Origin of the sequence: Paracoccus sp. TOH (assembly GCF_030388245.1) — a bacterium.
In the GTDB taxonomy this organism is placed as follows: Bacteria; Pseudomonadota; Alphaproteobacteria; order Rhodobacterales; family Rhodobacteraceae; genus Paracoccus; species Paracoccus simplex.
Window position 1 is genome coordinate 243,523 of the sequence record NZ_CP098360.1, and the last position, 17,775, is coordinate 261,297.

At 68.4% G+C, this 17,775-nt stretch carries 17 protein-coding genes and 1 tRNA gene; 11 read left to right on the forward strand and 7 right to left on the reverse strand.

The features are described 5' to 3' along the window. Nucleotides 1-3 precede the first annotated feature (3 nt). The 6 genes from NBE95_RS01135 (at nt 4) to NBE95_RS01160 (ending at nt 6,595) form a co-directional block, all read left to right on the forward strand. A complete protein-coding gene (locus tag NBE95_RS01135) occupies nt 4-1,026 on the forward strand; it encodes a Gfo/Idh/MocA family oxidoreductase (RefSeq protein ID WP_289894076.1) in 1,023 nt (340 codons plus the stop codon). A 104-nt stretch (nt 1,027-1,130) separates the two neighbouring features. Continuing rightward, nucleotides 1,131-2,237, forward strand: coding sequence for a carboxynorspermidine decarboxylase (locus NBE95_RS01140; RefSeq protein WP_289894077.1), 1,107 nt, complete (start codon nt 1,131-1,133; stop codon nt 2,235-2,237). 47 nt (nt 2,238-2,284) lie between these two features. Next, on the forward strand, nt 2,285-3,508 hold the full coding sequence (locus NBE95_RS01145; RefSeq protein WP_289894078.1) for a saccharopine dehydrogenase family protein: 1,224 nt from the start codon (nt 2,285-2,287) through the stop codon (nt 3,506-3,508). Nucleotides 3,509-3,650: 142 nt separating this feature from the next. Next, nucleotides 3,651-4,958, forward strand: coding sequence for an AI-2E family transporter (locus NBE95_RS01150; RefSeq protein WP_289894079.1), 1,308 nt, complete (start codon nt 3,651-3,653; stop codon nt 4,956-4,958). Between the two features lie 79 nt (nt 4,959-5,037). Beyond that, on the forward strand, nt 5,038-6,051 hold the full coding sequence (locus NBE95_RS01155) for a GlxA family transcriptional regulator (protein ID WP_289894080.1): 1,014 nt from the start codon (nt 5,038-5,040) through the stop codon (nt 6,049-6,051). A 91-nt stretch (nt 6,052-6,142) separates the two neighbouring features. After that, entirely contained in the window at nt 6,143-6,595 is a 453-nt protein-coding gene (locus NBE95_RS01160; protein WP_289894081.1) for a hypothetical protein, read from the forward strand. Between the two features lie 56 nt (nt 6,596-6,651). Here NBE95_RS01160 and NBE95_RS01165 read toward each other — a convergent pair. The 5 genes from NBE95_RS01165 to NBE95_RS01185 form a co-directional block, all read right to left on the reverse strand. Next, nucleotides 6,652-6,728, reverse strand: a tRNA-Met gene (locus NBE95_RS01165). A 166-nt stretch (nt 6,729-6,894) separates the two neighbouring features. Next, complete coding sequence (locus NBE95_RS01170) at nt 6,895-7,737, reverse strand: ATP-binding protein (RefSeq protein WP_289894082.1); 843 nt, start codon at nt 7,735-7,737, stop codon at nt 6,895-6,897. Then, nucleotides 7,730-8,614 (reverse strand): twin-arginine translocase subunit TatC, encoded by an 885-nt coding sequence (gene tatC / locus NBE95_RS01175; RefSeq protein WP_289894083.1) that lies wholly within the window; start codon nt 8,612-8,614, stop codon nt 7,730-7,732. The genes NBE95_RS01170 and tatC overlap by 8 nt, the downstream gene beginning before the upstream one ends. A 25-nt stretch (nt 8,615-8,639) precedes the next feature. After that, on the reverse strand, nt 8,640-9,149 hold the full coding sequence (gene tatB, locus NBE95_RS01180; protein ID WP_289894084.1) for a Sec-independent protein translocase protein TatB: 510 nt from the start codon (nt 9,147-9,149) through the stop codon (nt 8,640-8,642). Nucleotides 9,150-9,167: 18 nt separating this feature from the next. Then, complete coding sequence (locus tag NBE95_RS01185) at nt 9,168-9,491, reverse strand: twin-arginine translocase TatA/TatE family subunit (protein ID WP_289894085.1); 324 nt, start codon at nt 9,489-9,491, stop codon at nt 9,168-9,170. 162 nt (nt 9,492-9,653) lie between these two features. Between NBE95_RS01185 and NBE95_RS01190 the strand changes: the two genes are divergently transcribed. Together NBE95_RS01190 and NBE95_RS01195 are read left to right on the forward strand one after the other, a co-directional pair. Beyond that, nucleotides 9,654-10,265 carry a MarC family protein gene (locus tag NBE95_RS01190; RefSeq protein ID WP_289894086.1) on the forward strand — a complete coding sequence of 204 codons (612 nt, stop codon included), beginning with the start codon at nt 9,654-9,656 and terminating at the stop codon, nt 10,263-10,265. After that, entirely contained in the window at nt 10,265-10,840 is a 576-nt protein-coding gene (locus tag NBE95_RS01195) for a TIGR02281 family clan AA aspartic protease (protein WP_289894087.1), read from the forward strand. The genes NBE95_RS01190 and NBE95_RS01195 overlap by 1 nt, the downstream gene beginning before the upstream one ends. A gap of 64 nt (nt 10,841-10,904) precedes the next feature. Here NBE95_RS01195 and NBE95_RS01200 read toward each other — a convergent pair whose 3' ends face one another. Together NBE95_RS01200 and NBE95_RS01205 are read right to left on the reverse strand one after the other, a co-directional pair. Continuing rightward, nucleotides 10,905-11,354, reverse strand: a complete 450-nt coding sequence (locus NBE95_RS01200) for a DNA polymerase III subunit chi (protein ID WP_289894088.1) — start codon at nt 11,352-11,354, stop codon at nt 10,905-10,907. Continuing rightward, nucleotides 11,354-12,967 carry a leucyl aminopeptidase gene (locus NBE95_RS01205; protein WP_289894089.1) on the reverse strand — a complete coding sequence of 538 codons (1,614 nt, stop codon included), beginning with the start codon at nt 12,965-12,967 and terminating at the stop codon, nt 11,354-11,356. Before NBE95_RS01205 ends, NBE95_RS01200 begins: the two co-directional genes overlap by 1 nt. Nucleotides 12,968-13,097: 130 nt before the next feature. On the opposite strand from NBE95_RS01205, the gene lptF reads away from it, so the two are divergent. Genes lptF through lptD form a run of 3 tightly spaced genes read left to right on the forward strand, consistent with a single transcriptional unit; the run spans nt 13,098 to nt 17,760 of the window. Continuing rightward, nucleotides 13,098-14,231 carry an LPS export ABC transporter permease LptF gene (lptF, locus tag NBE95_RS01210; protein ID WP_289894090.1) on the forward strand — a complete coding sequence of 378 codons (1,134 nt, stop codon included), beginning with the start codon at nt 13,098-13,100 and terminating at the stop codon, nt 14,229-14,231. Next, nucleotides 14,228-15,349 (forward strand): LPS export ABC transporter permease LptG, encoded by a 1,122-nt coding sequence (gene lptG / locus NBE95_RS01215; protein WP_289894091.1) that lies wholly within the window; start codon nt 14,228-14,230, stop codon nt 15,347-15,349. Before lptF ends, lptG begins: the two co-directional genes overlap by 4 nt. After that, the gene (lptD, locus tag NBE95_RS01220; protein WP_289894092.1) at nt 15,349-17,760 is read left to right on the forward strand and encodes an LPS assembly protein LptD; all 2,412 of its coding nucleotides are present in this window, start codon (nt 15,349-15,351) and stop codon (nt 17,758-17,760) included. Before lptG ends, lptD begins: the two co-directional genes overlap by 1 nt. Nucleotides 17,761-17,775: the final 15 nt, after the last annotated feature.

Consider the following 17,775-nt stretch of genomic DNA (forward strand, 5'->3'; position numbering starts at 1 on the left):
GCCATGCGGGTTCTGGTCGCCGGTCTGGGCAACATGGGCCGCAGCCATGCGCTGGCCTGGCTGAAGCAGCCGGGGGCCAAGCTGGTCGGTCTTGTCAACCGCAGCCCGGTCGACCTGCCCCCCGAGCTTGCTGCGATCCCGCAAAGCCAGGATTTCGACGAGGCGCTGCAACGCCTGCGCCCCGATGTCGCGGTGATCGCCACCTATTCCGACAGCCATGCCGATTATGCCGTCGCCGCGATGCGGGCCGGGGCGCATGTCTTCGTCGAGAAGCCGCTTGCCACCACGGTGGAGGATGCGCGCCGCGTGGTCGAGACCGCCGCCGAGACCGGGCGCAAGCTGGTAGTCGGTTATATCCTGCGCCACCACCCGAGCTGGCAGCGCCTGATCGCCGAGGCCCGGGCGCTTGGCGGGCCCTATGTATTCCGGCTGAACCTGAACCAGCAAAGCACCGGCCCGACCTGGGAGGTGCACAAGGCCCTGATGCGCACCACGCCGCCCATCGTCGATTGCGGGGTGCATTACGTCGACGTGATGTGCCAGATCACCGACGCGCCCCCGGTCGAGGTGCGCGGCATGGGCCTGCGCCTCTCGGACGAGATCGCGGCCGGGATGTACAATTACGGGCATTTCCAGGTGCTTTTCGAGGACGGCTCGCTGGGCTGGTACGAGGCCGGCTGGGGGCCGATGATGTCGGACACCGCCTTCTTCGTGAAGGATGTGGTCAGCCCCCGCGGCGCGGTCAGCATCCGCATGGCCGAGGATGCGCGCTCGGACGAGATCGACACCCATACCCAGACCTCGCGGCTGCGCCTGCACCGGGTCGGAGAACCCGACCGCGATCTGTCCATGGCCGGAGAACCCGGCCATCAGCAGCTTTGCGATGCCGAGGCCGCCTTCATGCTCCGCGCCATTGCCGAGAACATGGACCTGAGCCGCCACATGCGGGACGCCGTCTCCTCGCTTGCCGTCTGCCTGGCGGCCGATGAATCCGTCAGGACTGGCCAGCCGGTGCGATTGCGCTGATCGCGTCATGCCCTTGTCACCATTCCTTGCGAAACGGCGCGCATGGCCCTAAATGAGCCTTTCCTTTTGACCTAGCACGGTTTCGCAACCGGGGGACCCGCGCCATGTCCGATCTGCAGACGCCCTATTACCTGATCGACCTTGCCAAGCTGCGGGTGAACATGGAGCGGATCCGCTCTCTGCGCGAACGCTCGGGGGCGAAATGCCTGCTGGCGCTGAAATGCTTCGCCACCTGGTCGGCCTTCGACTTCATGCGCGACTTCATGGACGGCACCACCTCCTCCTCGCTGTTCGAGCTGCGGCTGGGGCATGAGAAATTCGGCAAGGAAACCCATGCCTATTCCGTCGCCTGGGCCGATCACGAGATCGACGAGGCGCTGGGTTACGCCGACAAGATCATCTTCAACAGCCTGGGCCAGCTCGACCGGTTCGGGACGCAGGCTGCGCAGCGCGGCATCGCCATGGGGCTGCGACTGAATCCGCGCTTCTCGACCTCGGGCTTCGATCTGGCCGACCCGGCCCGGCCCTTCTCGCGGCTGGGCGAATGGGATCTGAACCGGCTGGAGGCGGCGCTGGACCGCATCTCGGGCGTGATGATCCATTACAATTGCGAGAATGCCGATTTCGAGCTGTTCGACGCGCAGCTTGGCCGGATCGAGGCCGAGTTCGGCGGCTTCCTGGAAAAGCTGGACTGGGTCTCCCTGGGCGGCGGCATCCATTTCACCGGCGAGGACTATCCGCTGGACCGGCTGGCCGACCGGCTGAAGGCGTTCTCGGAACGTTTCGGCGTGCAGGTCTTCCTGGAACCGGGAGAGGCCAGCATCACCCGCTCGACTTCGCTGGAGGTGACGGTTCTGGACGTGATCCATCACGGCAAGGACGTGGCCATCGTGGATAGCAGCATCGAGGCGCATATGCTCGACCTGCTGATCTATCGCGAGACGGCGAAACTGCCGCAGGACGGCGAGCATCCCTTCCAGATCGCCGGCAAGACCTGCCTCGCCGGCGACATCTTCGGCGAGGGCCGCTTTCCGCAGCCGCTGCAGGTCGGCGACCGCATCAGCATCGCCGATGCCGGCGGCTATACCATGGTCAAGAAGAACTGGTTCAACGGCGTTCCCATGCCTGCCATCGCCATCCGGGCCGAGGACGGAACGATCCGCGAGGTTCGCCGGTTCAGCTACGACGATTACCAGGCCAGCCTGTCCTGACCAGGCGCAAGCCATCCCCTTTCCCAGCCCCCGAAAAGGAGAACGAATTGGCCAAGAACGTGCTCATCATCGGCGCCGGCGGCGTCGCCCAGGTGGTCGCGCATAAGGTGGCGCAGAACGCCAAGGAATTCGGAACGCTGCATATCGCCAGCCGGACCGTGTCCAAGGCCGAGAAGATCATCGCGAGCATTCGTGAAAAGGGCCATTCGGTCGAATTCACCGCGCATCCGCTGGACGCGATGGACAGCAAGGCGGTGGCCGGGCTGATCCGCCAGATCGACGCCGGAATCGTGATCAACGTCGGCTCGGCCTTCGTCAACATGACCGTGCTGCAGGGCTGCATCGAGACCGGCGCCGCCTATATCGACACGGCCATCCACGAGGATCCGGCCAAGATCTGCGAAACGCCGCCCTGGTATGCCAATTACGAATGGAAGCGCCGCGAGGATTGCGAGAAGGCCGGCGTCACCGCCATTCTGGGCGCGGGTTTCGACCCCGGCGTGGTCAACGCCTATGCCCGGCTGGCCGAGGACGAATATTTCGACAAGATCGACTCGATCGACATCGTGGACATCAATGCCGGCAGCCACGGCCGCTGGTTCGCGACCAATTTCGACCCCGAGATCAATTTCCGCGAATTCACCGGCACGGTCTATTCCTGGCAGGGCGGCGAATGGCGGCAGAACAAGATGTTCGAGGTCGGCCGCGAATGGGATCTGCCCGTGGTCGGCAAGCGCACCGCCTATCTGTCCGGCCATGACGAGGTGCACAGCCTCTCGGCCCGCTACAAGGACGCCGATGTGCGCTTCTGGATGGGCTTCGGCGAGCATTACATCAATGTCTTCACGGTGCTGAAGAACCTCGGCCTGCTTTCCGAGCAGCCGGTCAGAACCGCCGAGGGGCTGGATGTCGTGCCGCTGAAAGTGGTCAAGGCGGTGCTGCCCGACCCGGCCAGCCTCGCCCCCGATTACGAGGGCAAGACCTGCATCGGCGACCTGGTCAAGGGCACGCTGGACGGCAAGCCGGGCGAGGTCTTCATCTACAACGTTGCCGACCACAAGGACGCCTATAACGAGGTCGGCAGCCAGGGCATCAGCTACACCGCCGGCGTGCCGCCGGTCGCGGCGGCGATCCTGGTCGCCCGCGGCACCTGGGACGTGAAAAAGATGGCCAATGTCGAGGATCTGCCGGCCCGGCCCTTCCTGGAACTGCTGGGCGCCCTGGGCCTGCCCACCCGCGTCATCGACGCCTCGGGCGATCATCCGCTGTAAGCGTCAAGGCTCCGATCAACCTTAATCAACCCCGCGCCGAGGAACCCCGGCGCGGGGTTTGCGTTTTGCGCCTGCTGCAGCGCGCGGGGAAGTCCCGGGGAAGCATGGAGGGATCATGACACCGGCCGACGACAGAAACCACATGTTCCCCATCTCTGCGCCGGCCGAGAAACGGTCGCTGCCGCGTGTCGCGAACTGGGCGGTGATCGGCATCTTCCTGCTGCTGCTGTTCGGCTTCTTCGCCCAGGCCCGCAGCTTCCTGATGCCAGTCACGCTGGCGCTGCTGCTGTTTTTCGTCTTCATCCCCTTTCGGCGGCTGATGGACCGGCTGGGGATCGGCGCCGTGGTCACCGCCGCCATCGTGTCGCTGGGGTTGGTGGTCTCGGTGGTGGTGATCGGCTTCGTGATCTCCGGCCCGGTGAACCGGCTGGTCGAGAACGCGCCGCAGATCACCGAACGGCTGGAACAACGCTTCACCGAATTGCGCAGCAATTTCCGCGGCATCGAGCGCGCGGCCGAAAAGATCGACGAGATTGCCGGCGGCGGCGCGCCCAAGCCCGAACCCGCCGCCGCGCCGGACGCCACGCCGCCCGACGCGACGCTGACCGGCACGCTCAGCGCGGTCCCCGCCCCCGGCACGCCGCAGCCGCCCGACCAGCAGATCGAGGTCGAGGTGAACGCCACCCCGGAAACCTCGACGCTGGCCAGCGTGCTGAACCTTGGCCCGGCCTTCGTCGGCCAGATCATCTTCACGCTGTTCCTGCTGTTCTTCCTGCTGTCCTCGGGCGACCTGCTCTATCTGAAGATCGTGCAGAGCTTCGACAGCATGCGCGAAAAGCGCGCCGCCTATCTGGCGCTGCGCGAGATCGAGGACAGCCTGGGCACCTATCTGGGCGCCATCACCCTGATCAATGCCTGCCTTGCCGTCGCCATCGGCCTGGCGATGTGGGCCTGGGGCATGCCCAGTCCGCTGCTGTTCGGGCTGGCCGCCTTCCTGCTGAACTACATCCCCTATCTGGGGTCGGTCACCGGCATCATCATCGCGACCCTGGTCGGTCTTTTCGTCCATGACGACCTGTTCACGCCGCTGATGGTCGGGCTGACCTATCTGGGCCTGACCGCATTGGAAGGCCAGCTCATCACTCCGTATTTCGTCTCGCGGCGCTTGCAGCTCAATACGGTGGTGGTGTTCCTGACCGTGGCGCTCTGGGCCTGGCTCTGGTCGGTGCTCGGCATGATCGTGGCGGTGCCGCTGCTGGTGGTCATGCGCGTGCTGGCCGATCACATCCCCGGCCTGGAGAAATTCGGCAACTTCCTGGCCGGCGAGGATCCCCCGGCGCTGGAGGACGAGGACGAGGAGGAGGCGCGCGAACTGGTCGAGGCCGGCGACGAGGCCGAGACCGCCGCGGAAGCCTCGGCCGCGACCATGGTGCTGGCCACCAAGGAGTGATCGCCCGGCCCCATGCAGGCACTGGATAATCGCGCAAAACATGGCATGATCGCGACGCCAGCCGTGGACGAATCGCGACATGCCCGAATACGACGCCTCACCCGACCCGAACCAGCCGCGGCTGCGCATCGGCTTTCTGCTGACCCCGCGTTTCACGCTGTCGGCCTTTGCCACATTCGTGGACGTGCTGCGCCTGGCCGCCGATGACGGCGACGGCTCGCGGCCGATCCGCTGCCGCTGGCGGGTGCTTTCCCCCGACATGGCGCCGGTGCAGTCCTCCTGCGGGATGCGCATCGAACCCGAGGAGCGGCTGGGCGACCCGGCGCGCTTCGACTACATCATCACCGTCGGCGGGCTGATCGACGGCGGCCCCGGCCTTTCGCCGGACCAGGCCGCCTTCCTGCGCCGGGCGGCGGCAGCGCGGGTGTCGCTGGGCGGGCTTTGCACCGGGGTGTTCGCCATGGCCCGGATCGGGTTGATGGACGGTTACCGCTGCTGCGTCAGCTGGTTCCACCACCAGGATTTCCTGGCCGAGTTCGAGAAGATGCGCCCGGTCTCGGACCAGATCTTCGTCGTGGACCGCGACCGGCTTTCCTGCTCGGGCGGGGTCAGCGCCGCGCATCTGGCGGCCTTCCTGATCGACCGCCACCTGGGCCGGGCGGCGGCGCGCAAGGCGCTGTCGATCCTGATGATCGACGAGCCGATGGAGGGCGACCGCCCCCAGCCCGGCCTGCCGCTGGAGCTGAATGCCCGCGACCCGCTGGTGCGCCGCGCCCTGCTGGCCATGCAGCAGAACCTGCACGCGCCCCTGCCCATCGCCCGCATCGCCCGCGACCTGGGCGTCGGCCGGCGCAAGCTCGAGCGGCATTTCAACGCCGACCTCGGCATCCCGCCCGCCGATGCCTCGATCCGCATCCGGCTGGCGCAGGCCCGGATGCTGCTGGCGCGCACCGACCGCACCGTGACCCGCATCGCCGAGGAAACCGGCTTCTGCGACGCCTCGCATCTGATCCGGGTCTTCCGCGAGACCGAGGGCACCACCCCCGACCTCTGGCGCCAGAGCCGCGACATTCTGGCTGCGGACGCGCTTTAGGCCGCAGCGCGCGTTGCTTCCGCCCAGCCTGCAACCGCCGCCGATCCTTCGCATAATGGCGGCGTTTTTCGCATGAGCATGGGAGCAAGACATGCCGAACAAAGCCACAGTCCGGGGCCTGCTGATCGACGCCAGCCTCGCCCCCATCGCCGGGGGCAAGATCGTCGCCACGCTGGCCGGGTCCGACGTGTTCGAGGATGGGGTGCGGGTGGTGACGCAGAAGGTCGAGGCCACCACCGACGCGCAGGGCGCATGGTCGCTGCCGCTGATCGTCAATGCCGAGGGCGCCGCGGCCGGCACCAGCTGGACCATCGAGGGTTACGACCCCTATATCGCCAAGGTCTTCGAGCTGAAATCGCTGTTCATCGCCACGCCGCTGGCGATCACCCTGGCCGATCTGGAAAAGACCAGCGCGCAGAACCTGAGGGCGGCCAGAGAGGGCGATGCGGCGCGGCTGATCGTGGCGGCAAGCCATGACGCATACGAGGCCCTGCCGGCCGACCGCAAACGCGGCAATGACATCGTGCTGATCAAGGCGGCCTGACATCCCGGCACCCCGCCTGAAGGCGGCCGTATCACCTGCGATGTTCAGGGGGAGAATGGTAGCGGAGGAGGGATTTGAACCCCCGACACAAGGATTATGATTCCTCTGCTCTAACCAGCTGAGCTACTCCGCCACGGAGTGGGTGCGATTTACGGCGGGCGGCTGGGGGCGTCAAGGGCTCTCGAACAGTTTTCCGCAAGTTTTTCCGTGCCGTCCCCGTCGCATGGCGGACCCCGAAAAAACAGCGCGCCCGCCTTCGGGAAACCGGGGCGGGCGCTTGCATGAAAGCCGCTTGCGGATCAGACCGCGATGCCGTTGCGGCCGGCCAGATCGGTGAAGAACTGCCAGGCCACCCGCCCCGAACGCGAGCCCCGCGTCGCCTGCCATTCGATGGCTTCGGCGCGCAACTGGTCCTCGGCGATCTGCAGCCCATAGGCATCGCAATAGCCGCGCACCATGGCCAGGTATTCGTCCTGCGAGCAGGGATGGAACCCCAGCCACAGCCCAAAGCGATCCGACAGCGACACCTTCTCCTCGACCGCCTCGCCGGGATGGATCGCGGTCGAACGCTCGTTGTCGATCATGTCGCGCGGCATCAGGTGGCGCCGGTTCGAGGTGGCGTACAGGATCACGTTGGACGGCCGGCCCGAGATGCCGCCATCCAGAACCGCCTTGAGCGACTTGTACTGGGTGTCGTCATGGCTGAAGGACAGGTCGTCGGAAAACAGCAGGAAGCGCCGATCCCGCGCCCGGCCCAGGATCGCCAGCAGCCGGCCGACCGTGCCCAGATCCTCGCGCGCGATCTCGACCAGCACCAGCGGCAGGCCCTGGCGCACCGCCTCGGCATGGGCGGCCTTCACGAGCGAGCTCTTGCCCATCCCGCGCGAGCCCCACAGCAGCGCATTGTTCGCCGCATGGCCCCGGGCGAATTGCAGCGTATTGGCCAGAAGCGTGTCTCGGGCGCGGTCGATGCCGATCAGCTGCACCAGATCGACGCGGTTGACCTCCTCGACCGGCTCCAGCCGGTCGGGGTCGGGATGCCAGACATAAGCCGTCGCCTCGCTGAAGCTCGGTTCGGGCGCCGGCGGCGGCGCCATGCGCTCCAGCGCCTGCGCGATTCGGTTCAGCACCGCATCAGACATCGGCCTGCTCCTCCAGCGCGCGCTTCCTCTCGATGCGGCGCACCAGGAAGATCGAGGTCTCGTAAAGCCCGTAGATCACCGAGAACAGCACGATCTGGCTGATGACATCGGGCGGCGTCACCATGGCCGCCAGCACCAGGATCACCACCACGGCATAGCGGCGCACGCTGGCCAGCCCTTCCGAGGACACTAGCCCCGCCTTGCCCATCAGGGTCAGCGCCACCGGCAGCTGGAAGGACAAGCCGAAGGCCAGGATGAACTTGGTGGTCAGCGTCAGGTATTCCTCGACCGAGCCCTGGAAAACGATGCCGGCCCAGGGTTCCTTGGCGGCATCGGCCGGCGCCACGGCGGCCCCGGCCGCGGCGGTCGCGGCGGTCGCTGCGGCGGCGGGATCGTCCGGCAGCGCCAGCGGCCCCTGCTGGAAGCCCAGGAAGAAGTCGAAGGCCCAGGGCAGGATGATGTAATAGGCAAAGGCCGCGCCCAGCAGGAACATCACCGGCGAGGCGACCAGGAAGGGCAGCAGCGCGTTCTTTTCGCTGCGATAGAGTCCCGGCGCCACGAAACGCCACAGCTGATAGCCGACCACCGGAAAGGCCAGCACGAAACCGCCGAAGAAGGCGATGCGCATGGCGACGAAGAAGCCTTCCTGCAGCTTCAGCAGGATCAGGCCGCAGGTCTGGCCACGCTTTTCAAGCGCATGGCAGATCGGCTGGGTCAGGAAGTCGAAGATCGGGTTCCAGACGAAATAGCACAGCACCATCGCCACCACGAAGGCCAGCACCGACCAGATCAGCCGGGTGCGCAGCTCCTTCAGGTGCTCGATCAGCGGCGCGGAGGAATCGTCGATATCGTCCGGCTTGGCAGTTTTTGTCGCCACGGATCGGCCTCTCCTGTCAGTCTTGTCACGCGCGGTCCGAGCGGCGCACCGCATGCAGGCGCCGGCGCCCGTCGGCGGTCTCCGGCGTCTCTTCGGCCGCGACCGGCGGGGCGGCGACGCCCGGCGCGGGCGGCAGGGCCGCAGCAGGCGGGGCGGCGGGCGCGTCGCCGCCATTCGCCGCAGGGGCAGCCGGTTTCGGCGCCGCGGGATCGGGCAGCGGCGCCTTGCCGGCCTGATCCTTGGGGTTCAGCGGATCCCATTTCTCGAAACGCTCGGTCGCACGCTCCAGCGCGTCAAGGCCAAGCCCGCGTTTCGAGGTCAGCGTGTTCACGTCCTTGAGCGTCTTGGCCGCGTCATCCAGGCCCGAGGATTTGGCGGCATCCTCCATGGCGCTGCTGAACTCGCGCGCCATCGACCGCGCGCGCGCGGTGATCCGGCCCAGCGTGTGGAACAGCTTGGGCAGGTCCTCGGGGCCAATGACGATCAGCGCCACCACGCCGATCAGCAGAAGCTCGCTCCAGCCGATATCCAACATGCGCGCCGGACCGGGGGATCAGAGCTTGGTCGTGTCGTTCGGCGTCACGTCGCGCAGCGAGCTGTCGGCCGCCGTCCGGGCACGTTCTGCCTCGAACTTGGCGCGCTCGGCGGCCAGCTCGGCGCGGGCACGGTCGATGTCGTCGGTGGTCTTCATCTCGACCTCCTTGACCTCGCTGCGCGCCGCCGCATCGCCTTCCTCGCTGCCTTCCTTCACGCCTTTCTTGAAGGCGGTGATGCCCTTGCCGACCTCGCCCATCAGGGACGAGACCTTGCCGCGCCCGAAAAGGACCAGAACGACGATGGCGATCAGCAATAGCGCCATCGGTGAAGGTGCGTGCATGTCTTTACCTCCGTGGCAGGGCCCGAAAGCCTTGCGTGTCTTCACATGCTTCCCGATATAGGTGCGGAACGCGCCTCACGAAACCCCCAATTCCGTGATCGGACGCATTGACGCGCCGCCGCGCTTCCCCCCGCGCATGAAGCGGGCCATATTGCGGAAACCATGGACCCTGTTCAGATCGTCAGCGCCTTTGTCACGCTTTTCGTGGTGATCGACCCGGTGGGGCTGGTGCCGCTGTTCATCGCGCTGACCCGCGACATGGCGCCGCAACGCCGCCGCCGAATCGGCTGGCGGGCGCTGGCGGTGGCGGCGGGGCTGATGACGCTGTTCGGTCTGGCGGGCGAGGCGATCCTGCAGGGCATCGACATCTCGCTGCCGGCCTTTCGCATCGCCGGCGGGCTGCTGCTGTTCCTGACCGCGCTCGACATGCTGTTCGAGCGGCGCACCGAACGGCGCGAGGGCCAGGCCCGGGACGATGACGACGACCCGTCGGTCTTTCCGCTGGCGACGCCGCTGCTGGCCGGGCCGGGGGCGCTGGCGACCATGATCCTGCTGGTGGGACAGGACCAGAGTCCGGTTCACACCCTGATGATCCACCTGGCCATGCTGGCGGTCTTGGGCATCGCCGCGGCGCTTTTCGCCATGGCGGGGCCGATCGCCCGGTTGCTGGGGCGCACCGGGACCATGGTGGTCACCCGGCTTTTCGGCATGCTGCTGGCGGCGCTCTCGATCCAGTTCGTGATCGACGGGCTCAAGGGAACGGGACTGTTCTGATGGGCGAAGAATTCGGCCGCACGGCCTACCTTGTATTGCTGCTCGTCGCGGTGGGCGGCTTCCTGCTGGTCGAGCTGCGCGCCCGGCCGGGCAAGACCCTGCGCCAGGCGGCAGCCTGGGGCCTGATCTTCATGGGCGCCCTGGCACTGGCCGGCCTGTGGGAGGACATCCGCAACACCGTCTCGCCGCAGGCCCGGATGCTCGAGGGCGGCCGGGTCGAGGTGCCGCTGGGCAATGACGGCCATTTCCACCTGACGGCCGAGGTGAACGGCATCCCGGTCCGCTTCGTCATCGACACCGGCGCCACCACCATCGCGCTGGGGCCGCGCGACGCCGGGCGCGTCGGCATCGACCCCGACAGCCTCGGCTATGTCGGCCAGGCCCGGACCGCGAACGGCATCATCGAGACCGCGCCCGTCACCCTCGACAGCGTGACCCTGGGCGAAATCCACGACAGCCGCGTCCCGGCCATGGTGCTGCGCAGCGATCTCGATCAATCGCTGATGGGCATGTCCTACCTGTCACGCTTCGCCCGCGTCAGCATCGAGGGCAACCGCCTGATCCTGGAACGCTGACGGCTTTCTCCGTTTTCCAAATACCCCGGGGGGAGCGCGGCACGCGCGGGGGGCAGCGCCCCCCTTACTGCTTGCGCTCCCAGCGGCCGCCGGCCTCGGACCAGTATTCCGCCGGCACGCCCTCGGCCGTCAGCGCCCGCCATTGCGCGCGGGCGCGGTCCAGCGCCTCGGGGTCGTTGCCGTCGAACAGGATGCAGGCCCGCTCCAGCGCCGCGCATTCCGCCCCCGAGACCTCGACGCCCTCCAGCGCGATCAGGCAGCGCGCCGCATTCGCCGCCGCCTGCCCCTCGACGGTCAGCAACACCGGCTGGCGGGCATCATGCGGCCCGCCGGCCAGGCCATGCGGCAGGAAGCCCTCGCCCAGCCACAGCGTCTCGTCCAGCGCCACCTGGCGGGCGCGGTCCCTGCCCCGCAGCTCGACCCGCCAGCCGGCCTGCAGGCTCTTGCCGATCAGCATCGGCAAGAGCTGGCCCGGCCCCGAACGGGTCAAATGATAGAACAGGGCCGAGCCCATCACCTGCCCTCGAAGCGGTCGCGCACCAGCCGGTCCAGGGTCATGACGCCCCAGCCGCTCGCGCCCTTGGGCGCCAGCGCCGTTTCGGAAGGCGGCAGCGCCACGCCGGCGATGTCCAGATGCACCCAAGGCGTGCCCTCGCGCACGAAGCGCTGCAGGAACTGCGCCGCGGTGATCGAGCCGGCCGCACGCCCGCCGGTGTTCTTGATATCGGCCAGGCGCGAGTCGATCAGCTTGTCATAGCCCGGCCCCAGCGGCAGGCGCCAGGCGCCCTCGCCCTCGGTCTTGGCGGCGGCCAGCACCGCATCGGCGAAGACGTCGTCGTTCGAGAACACGCCGGCATTGTCATGGCCCAGCGCGATGATCACCGCCCCGGTCAGCGTCGCCAGATCCACCATCGCCGCGGGCTTGAAGCGGTCCTGCGCGTACCAGAGCACATCGGCCAGCACCAGCCGGCCCTCGGCATCGGTGTTGATGACCTCGATCGTGTCGCCCTTCATGGATTTCACGATGTCGCCGGGACGCTGGGCGCGACCGTCGGGCATGTTCTCGACCAGGCCGACCAGACCCACGACATTGGCCCGCGCCCGGCGCAGCGCCAGGGTCCGCATGACGCCCGCGACCACGCCGGCGCCGCCCATGTCCATGGTCATCTCTTCCATGCCGGCGGCGGGCTTGATCGAGATGCCGCCGGTGTCGAAGACCACGCCCTTGCCGACCAGCGCCAGCGGCGCCGCCTCGCCGCCGCCGTTCCAGCGCATCACCACGACCTTGGACGGGCTTTCCGAGCCCTGCCCCACGCCCAAGAGCGCCCGCATCCCCAGCCGCGCCAGCTCGTCCTCCTCCAGCACCTCGACTTCAAGGCCCAGCTCGCGCATGGCCAGCAGCCGGTCGGCGAAATCGCTGGTGGTCAGCACGTTGGCCGGCTCGTTCACCAGGTCGCGGGTGAAGAACACGCCCTCGGCCACCGCGGCGCCATCGCCGGCCGCGCGGGCCAGCGCCTCGGGATCCTTGTGCATGAACACCACCCTGCCGCGCGGCTTGGCACCGGGCGCCGATTCGGCGGCGCGGGCGCCACCATCGGCCGCATCCGACAGCCGCGCATCCTCGGCCGCCCCGCTGCGGCTGGTGGTCACGGCCGGCTCGGCCGGCGCGTCGCCTTCGGGCACGCCATTCCCCGGGCCGGCGCCGTTTCCGGATGGCTTCGTCTTGTAGGCCGAGAAATCATAGGCGCGCAGCGCCAGCCCCAGCGCCACCTCGGCCGCGCGCGGATGGTTGCCGGCCACCACCAGCGTATCGGCCTTGCCCAGTTTCGCGCCGATGCTCGCCCCGGCAGCGCGCGCCGTGGCCGTGTCGGCATTCTGCGGCAGGGACACCAGTTGCAGCGCCTCGGCCTTCAGCCCGGACGGAAAGGCCAGTTCCAGCGCCTTGCCAGGTTTCACCGCCTTCCAGGCCTCGGATTCCAGCGCCCGGACCGCCGCTTCGCGCGTGCCGCGCGGCAGCCCGCCCGGCAGCCGCCCGGTCTGCGGCACCAGGATGGCGATCCGGCCCGGCCGCGAGGCAAGCTCGGTTAGGTCCGTCGCCGTGAAGGAAATTTCGACCGGGTGCGTCATGATCCTGCCTTTCGCGTTGATCCGTCTTCGGCGAAAACTAGTCGCGCAACCCCGCCTTGACCAGAGCCGGGGCTTTCCCAATCCCCGCGCAGCCGCTAATCAATCTGGATCCGAGCCGCTGAAAGCCCCCATGCCCCGCATCGACCGATACATCCTGTCGCAGCTTTTGACCCTGTTCGGGTTCTTTGCGCTGGTGCTTGTCTCGGTCTACTGGATCAACCGCGCCGTGTCGCTGTTCGAGCAGCTGATCTCGGACGGGCAGACGGCGCTGGTGGTGCTGGAATTCACCGCGCTGACCCTGCCGCTGGTGATCTCGGCCGTGCTGCCCATCGCCGCCTTCGCCGCCAGCGCCTATGGCACCAACCGGCTGGCCTCGGAATCCGAGCTGGTGGCGATGCAGGCGGCGGGCATGTCGCCCTGGCGGCTGGCGCGGCCGGTCCTCGTCTTCGGTGTGCTGGTGGCGCTGATGGTGGCGCTGCTGGTGCATGCGCTGGTGCCGATGGCGCGCGGGCGGCTGACCGACCGCCAGGCCGAGATCGCCCAGAACGTCACCGCGCAATTCCTGCGCGCCGGCAGCTTCCAGTACCCGGTGCGCGGTGTGACGCTGTACATCAGCGAGATCGCGGCCGACGGCCGGCTGATCTATTTCTTCCTCGAGGATGCGCGCGACCCCGCGAACCAGACCACCTATACCGCGACCGAGGCGCTGCTGGTCCGCACCGATGCCGGCCCGCGGCTGGTGATGATGCAGGGCATGGTGCAGAACCTGCGCCGCACCGGCGAACGGCAAAGCCTGTCGGTCACCCGCTTTTCCGAGCTGGCCTATGACCTCGGCTTGCTGATCGACCCGGCGGTCAGCCGCAAGCGCGACCTGCGTGCCTATCCGACGTTGCGGCTGCTGGACCCCGACCCGGAACTGCTGGCCGCCACCGGCGCCACCGCCGACAAGGCCCTGGCCGAGGCGCATGAGCGGCTGGCGAAGCCGCTGCAGGCGCCGGTGGCGGCGATGCTGGGCTTTGCCATGCTGCTTCTGGGCGGGTTCAGCCGCTTCGGGGTCTGGCGGCAGGTGATCTGGGCGGTGATCGCGCTGATCGTCGTGCAATTTCTCAGCACCGCGGCCGAGAACCAGGTGGCGGGCGACGCCTCGCGCTGGCCGCTGATATATGTCTCTCCGCTGCTGGGGGCGGCGGCCTGCGTGACGGTGCTGTGGCTGGCCGCCCGGCCGCGCCGGCTGCGTGGCGAGAGCGGGGGGGCCGCGGCATGATCCTTTCAGCCTATGTGGCGCGGCGCTTCCTGCGCATGTTCGTGCTGATCGCCGCCATCTTCGGCGCCATCCTGTTCCTGATCGACATCGTCGAGCAGATCCGCCGCTTTTCGGACGAGAATATCGGCCTGTCCGGCGCGGCGGTGCTGTCGCTTCTGAACATCACCGCCAGCTTCTATTCCATCCTGCCGCTGATGACGGTTCTGGCGGGGATCGCGCTGTTTCTCAGCCTGTCGCGCAGCTCGGAACTGGTGGCGATCCGGGCCTCGGGCCGCTCGGCCCTGCGGGTGCTGGCGGCGCCGGCGGTCACGGCGGCGCTGGTCGGGATCCTGTCGGTCGCGGTGCTGAACCCGATGGTGGCGGGCACCTCGAAACGCTATGACGACGCGGTGGCACGGATGAAAAGCGGCGGCGGTCAGACGATCAGCGTCGGCGACAGCGCCGTCTGGCTGCGCCAGGCGCTGCCGATGACCGGGCCGGGCGGGGCCGAGACCCCGGGCCAGGTGGTGATCCAGGCCAGCCGGGCCAGCGCCGACGCCACCACGCTTTACGACGCCACCTTCATGATCTTCGCGCCCGACCAGGGACCGACCCGCCGCATCGACGCCCGCCAGGCGCGGCTGACCGAGGGGGCCTGGCTGCTCAGCGAGGTCAAGGAATGGCCGCTGACCCAGCCCAATCCCGAGGCGATGGCCCGCACCGCGGCCGAGCTGACGCTGCCGACCGACCTGACCGCCGCGCGCATCCGCGACAGTTTCGGCAAGCCCGAGGCGATCCCGATCTGGCAGCTTCCGGCCTTCATCAAGGGGCTGGAGCGCGCCGGCTTTTCCGCCCAGCGCCACAAGGTCTGGTTCCAGATGGAGCTGGCGCGGCCGCTGCTGATGGCGGCCATGGTGGCGCTGGCCGCGGTCTTCACCATGCGGCACATGCGCGGGCGCAAGATGGGGCTTCTGGTGCTGGCCGGTTTCGGCTGCGGCATCGCGCTGTTCTTCCTGCGCAACCTGGCGCAGGTGCTGGGCGACAATGGCGGCATCCCGCCGGTGCTGGCCGGCTGGGCGCCGCCCATCGTGGCGCTGTTCCTTGCCCTGGGGGCATTATTGCGGCTGGAGGACGGTTGATGGCGCGCAAGCGACAAAACGGCGGCGGCACGGCCCGCGCGGCCCTGCTGGCGGCGGTCCTGCCGGGGCTGGGCCTGCCCGGCATCGCCCTGGGCCAGAGCCTGACCCCCGACGGCCAGACCCTGCCGATCTATGGCGAGACCGGCAGCCTGTTCGAGGGGCCCTCGGGCCCGGCGCTGGCGCCGACCGAGGATTCCGACAGCAATGCCCGCTTTGCCGACGGCACCGAGGCCTCGCAGACGCCCTCGGTGGCGCGGCCCGGTTCGGTGCGCATCCAGGGTAGCGGCGACGGGGACGCGGCCAGCCCGGCCACGCTGCTGGCCGACCAGGTGACGCTGGATGCCGAGAACCGGCTGACCGCCTCGGGGGGCGTGGTGATCTGGCATCGCGGCGCGCGGCTGATCGCCTCGCGGGTGATCTACGACAACGACACCGGTTCGGCGGTGATCGAGGGACCGATCCACCTGACCGAGCCCGCCCGCGCCGGCACGCCGCAGGAAACCATCGTCATCGCCGACAGCGCGCAGCTGGACCCGAACATGCAGGACGGCATCCTGCGCGGCGCCCGGCTGGTTCTGGCGCGCGAGATGCAGCTGGCGGCGCGGCAGATGCGCCGCAGCGAGAACGGCGCCGTGACCCGGCTGGACAATGTCGTCGCCTCGAGCTGCCAGATCTGCGCCGAAAACCCGATTCCGCTATGGGAGATCCGCGCCCGCTCGATCACCCACGACACCCGCACCCGCAAGCTGCATTTCGACCACCCGCAGTTCCGCGCCCTGGGCCTGCCGATCGCCAGCCTGCCCTGGCTGACGGCGCCCGACCCGACCGTCGAGCGGATGACGGGTTTCCTGCGGCCGCAGTTCCGCACCACCTCGGGGCTGGGCTTCGGCATCAAGCTGCCGTATTTCATCACCCTGGGCGATCATGCCGACCTGACGGTGACGCCCTATGTCGCCGCCTCGCGCACCCGGACGCTGGAGCTGCGCTATCGCCAGGCCTTCCACAACGGTGCCATGGAGTGGAACGGCGCCGTCTCGCGCGACGACATCGAGCAGGGCGAGACCCGCGGCTACCTGTTCGGCGCCGGCCGCTTCGAGCTGCCGCGTGGCTACCTGCTGGGCTTCCAGATCCAGATGGCCAGCAACCGCGCCTATCTGCTGGATTACGATATCTCGGACGCCGACCGGCTGTGGAGCGGCATCACCCTGGACCGGGTGCGCCGCGACCGCATGGTGATGGCCCGGATCGGCAATTACGAATCGCTGCGCGACGACGAGCCGGACGAGTTCACCCCCTCGGTCGTGGCCGATGCGCTGTGGAAGCGGCGCTGGACCCCGGACCGCATCGGCGGCATCGCCAGTCTGGAATGGTCGCTGCACGCGCATCGCCGTTCTTCCTCTGCGGACAAGGTCGGCCGCGACATGGCGCGCGGCTCGGTCAGCCTGGACTGGCAGCGCAGCGAGATCCTGCCGGGCGGCGTCCTGGGCAAGGTCGAAGGCCGGGTCGATGCCGACCTCTATCGCATCAACCAGGACAGCGATTACGAGGACTGGGTGATGCGCGCCGATCCGACGCTGGCGGCCGAACTGCGCTGGCCGCTCGCGCGTCATTCCGGCGGGGTCACCCATATCATCGAGCCGGTCGCGCAGCTGATCTGGTCGCCCGAGCGCGAGGCCGAAGACGACGTGCCGAACGAGGACAGCCGGCTGATCGAGTTCGACGAGGGCAACCTGTTCTCGCTGGACCGCTTTCCCGGCTGGGACGCGCGCGAGTCGGGCTTCCGCGCCAATCTGGGCCTGAGCTGGACCCGGATCGACCCGACCGGCTGGTCGATCGGCCTGACCGCCGGCCGTGTGTTCCGCACCGATCCGGACCCGGCCTTCGCCTATATCGACGGATCCGACAACCCGGCCTTCACCGGCCCGCAGGGCAAGACGCGCTCGGACTGGCTGCTCTCGGCCACCTATCAGGGCGCGAACGGGCTGGCGCTGGTGAACCGGGCGCTGTTCGACGACAGTTTCTCGATCAGCCGCAACGAATTGCGGCTGGGCTGGTTCCAGCCCGGCCTGCAGGTCTCGGCCGGCTATCTCTGGCTCGATTCGGATGAAAGCGAGAATCGCCGGCGGGACGTCTCGGAACTGACCATGGCCGGGGGCTGGCAGATGGCGCAGGGCTGGTGGGCCACGACCGAGGCCCGCTACGACTTCACCGCCGACCGCGCACAGAAGGCGCAGCTGGGGCTGGAATACCGCAACGAATGCGTCACCGTGGAAATGTCGGTGCAACGGCGCTTCACCTCCTCGGACGAGCTGCGGCCCGATACCAGTTTCGACCTGGGCATCCGCCTGGGCGGCTTCGGCCAGCAAAAGGCCGGCCCGGGAACGGTGGCGCGTCGCGCCTGCCTGCGCTAATGTCCGGCAAAACCA

Coding starts and splice junctions, on each gene's coding strand:
- NBE95_RS01135 (WP_289894076.1), top strand. CDS start 4: ATGCGGGTTCTGGTCGCCGGTCTGGGCAACATGGGCCGCAGCCATGCG.
- NBE95_RS01140 (WP_289894077.1), top strand. CDS start 1,131: ATGTCCGATCTGCAGACGCCCTATTACCTGATCGACCTTGCCAAGCTG.
- NBE95_RS01150 (WP_289894079.1), top strand. CDS start 3,651: ATGTTCCCCATCTCTGCGCCGGCCGAGAAACGGTCGCTGCCGCGTGTC.
- NBE95_RS01155 (WP_289894080.1), top strand. CDS start 5,038: ATGCCCGAATACGACGCCTCACCCGACCCGAACCAGCCGCGGCTGCGC.
- NBE95_RS01160 (WP_289894081.1), top strand. CDS start 6,143: ATGCCGAACAAAGCCACAGTCCGGGGCCTGCTGATCGACGCCAGCCTC.
- NBE95_RS01170 (WP_289894082.1), bottom strand. CDS start 7,737: ATGTCTGATGCGGTGCTGAACCGAATCGCGCAGGCGCTGGAGCGCATG.
- tatB (WP_289894084.1), bottom strand. CDS start 9,149: ATGTTGGATATCGGCTGGAGCGAGCTTCTGCTGATCGGCGTGGTGGCG.
- NBE95_RS01185 (WP_289894085.1), bottom strand. CDS start 9,491: ATGCACGCACCTTCACCGATGGCGCTATTGCTGATCGCCATCGTCGTT.
- NBE95_RS01190 (WP_289894086.1), top strand. CDS start 9,654: ATGGACCCTGTTCAGATCGTCAGCGCCTTTGTCACGCTTTTCGTGGTG.
- NBE95_RS01195 (WP_289894087.1), top strand. CDS start 10,265: ATGGGCGAAGAATTCGGCCGCACGGCCTACCTTGTATTGCTGCTCGTC.
- NBE95_RS01200 (WP_289894088.1), bottom strand. CDS start 11,354: ATGGGCTCGGCCCTGTTCTATCATTTGACCCGTTCGGGGCCGGGCCAG.
- NBE95_RS01205 (WP_289894089.1), bottom strand. CDS start 12,967: ATGACGCACCCGGTCGAAATTTCCTTCACGGCGACGGACCTAACCGAG.
- lptF (WP_289894090.1), top strand. CDS start 13,098: ATGCCCCGCATCGACCGATACATCCTGTCGCAGCTTTTGACCCTGTTC.
- lptG (WP_289894091.1), top strand. CDS start 14,228: ATGATCCTTTCAGCCTATGTGGCGCGGCGCTTCCTGCGCATGTTCGTG.
- lptD (WP_289894092.1), top strand. CDS start 15,349: ATGGCGCGCAAGCGACAAAACGGCGGCGGCACGGCCCGCGCGGCCCTG.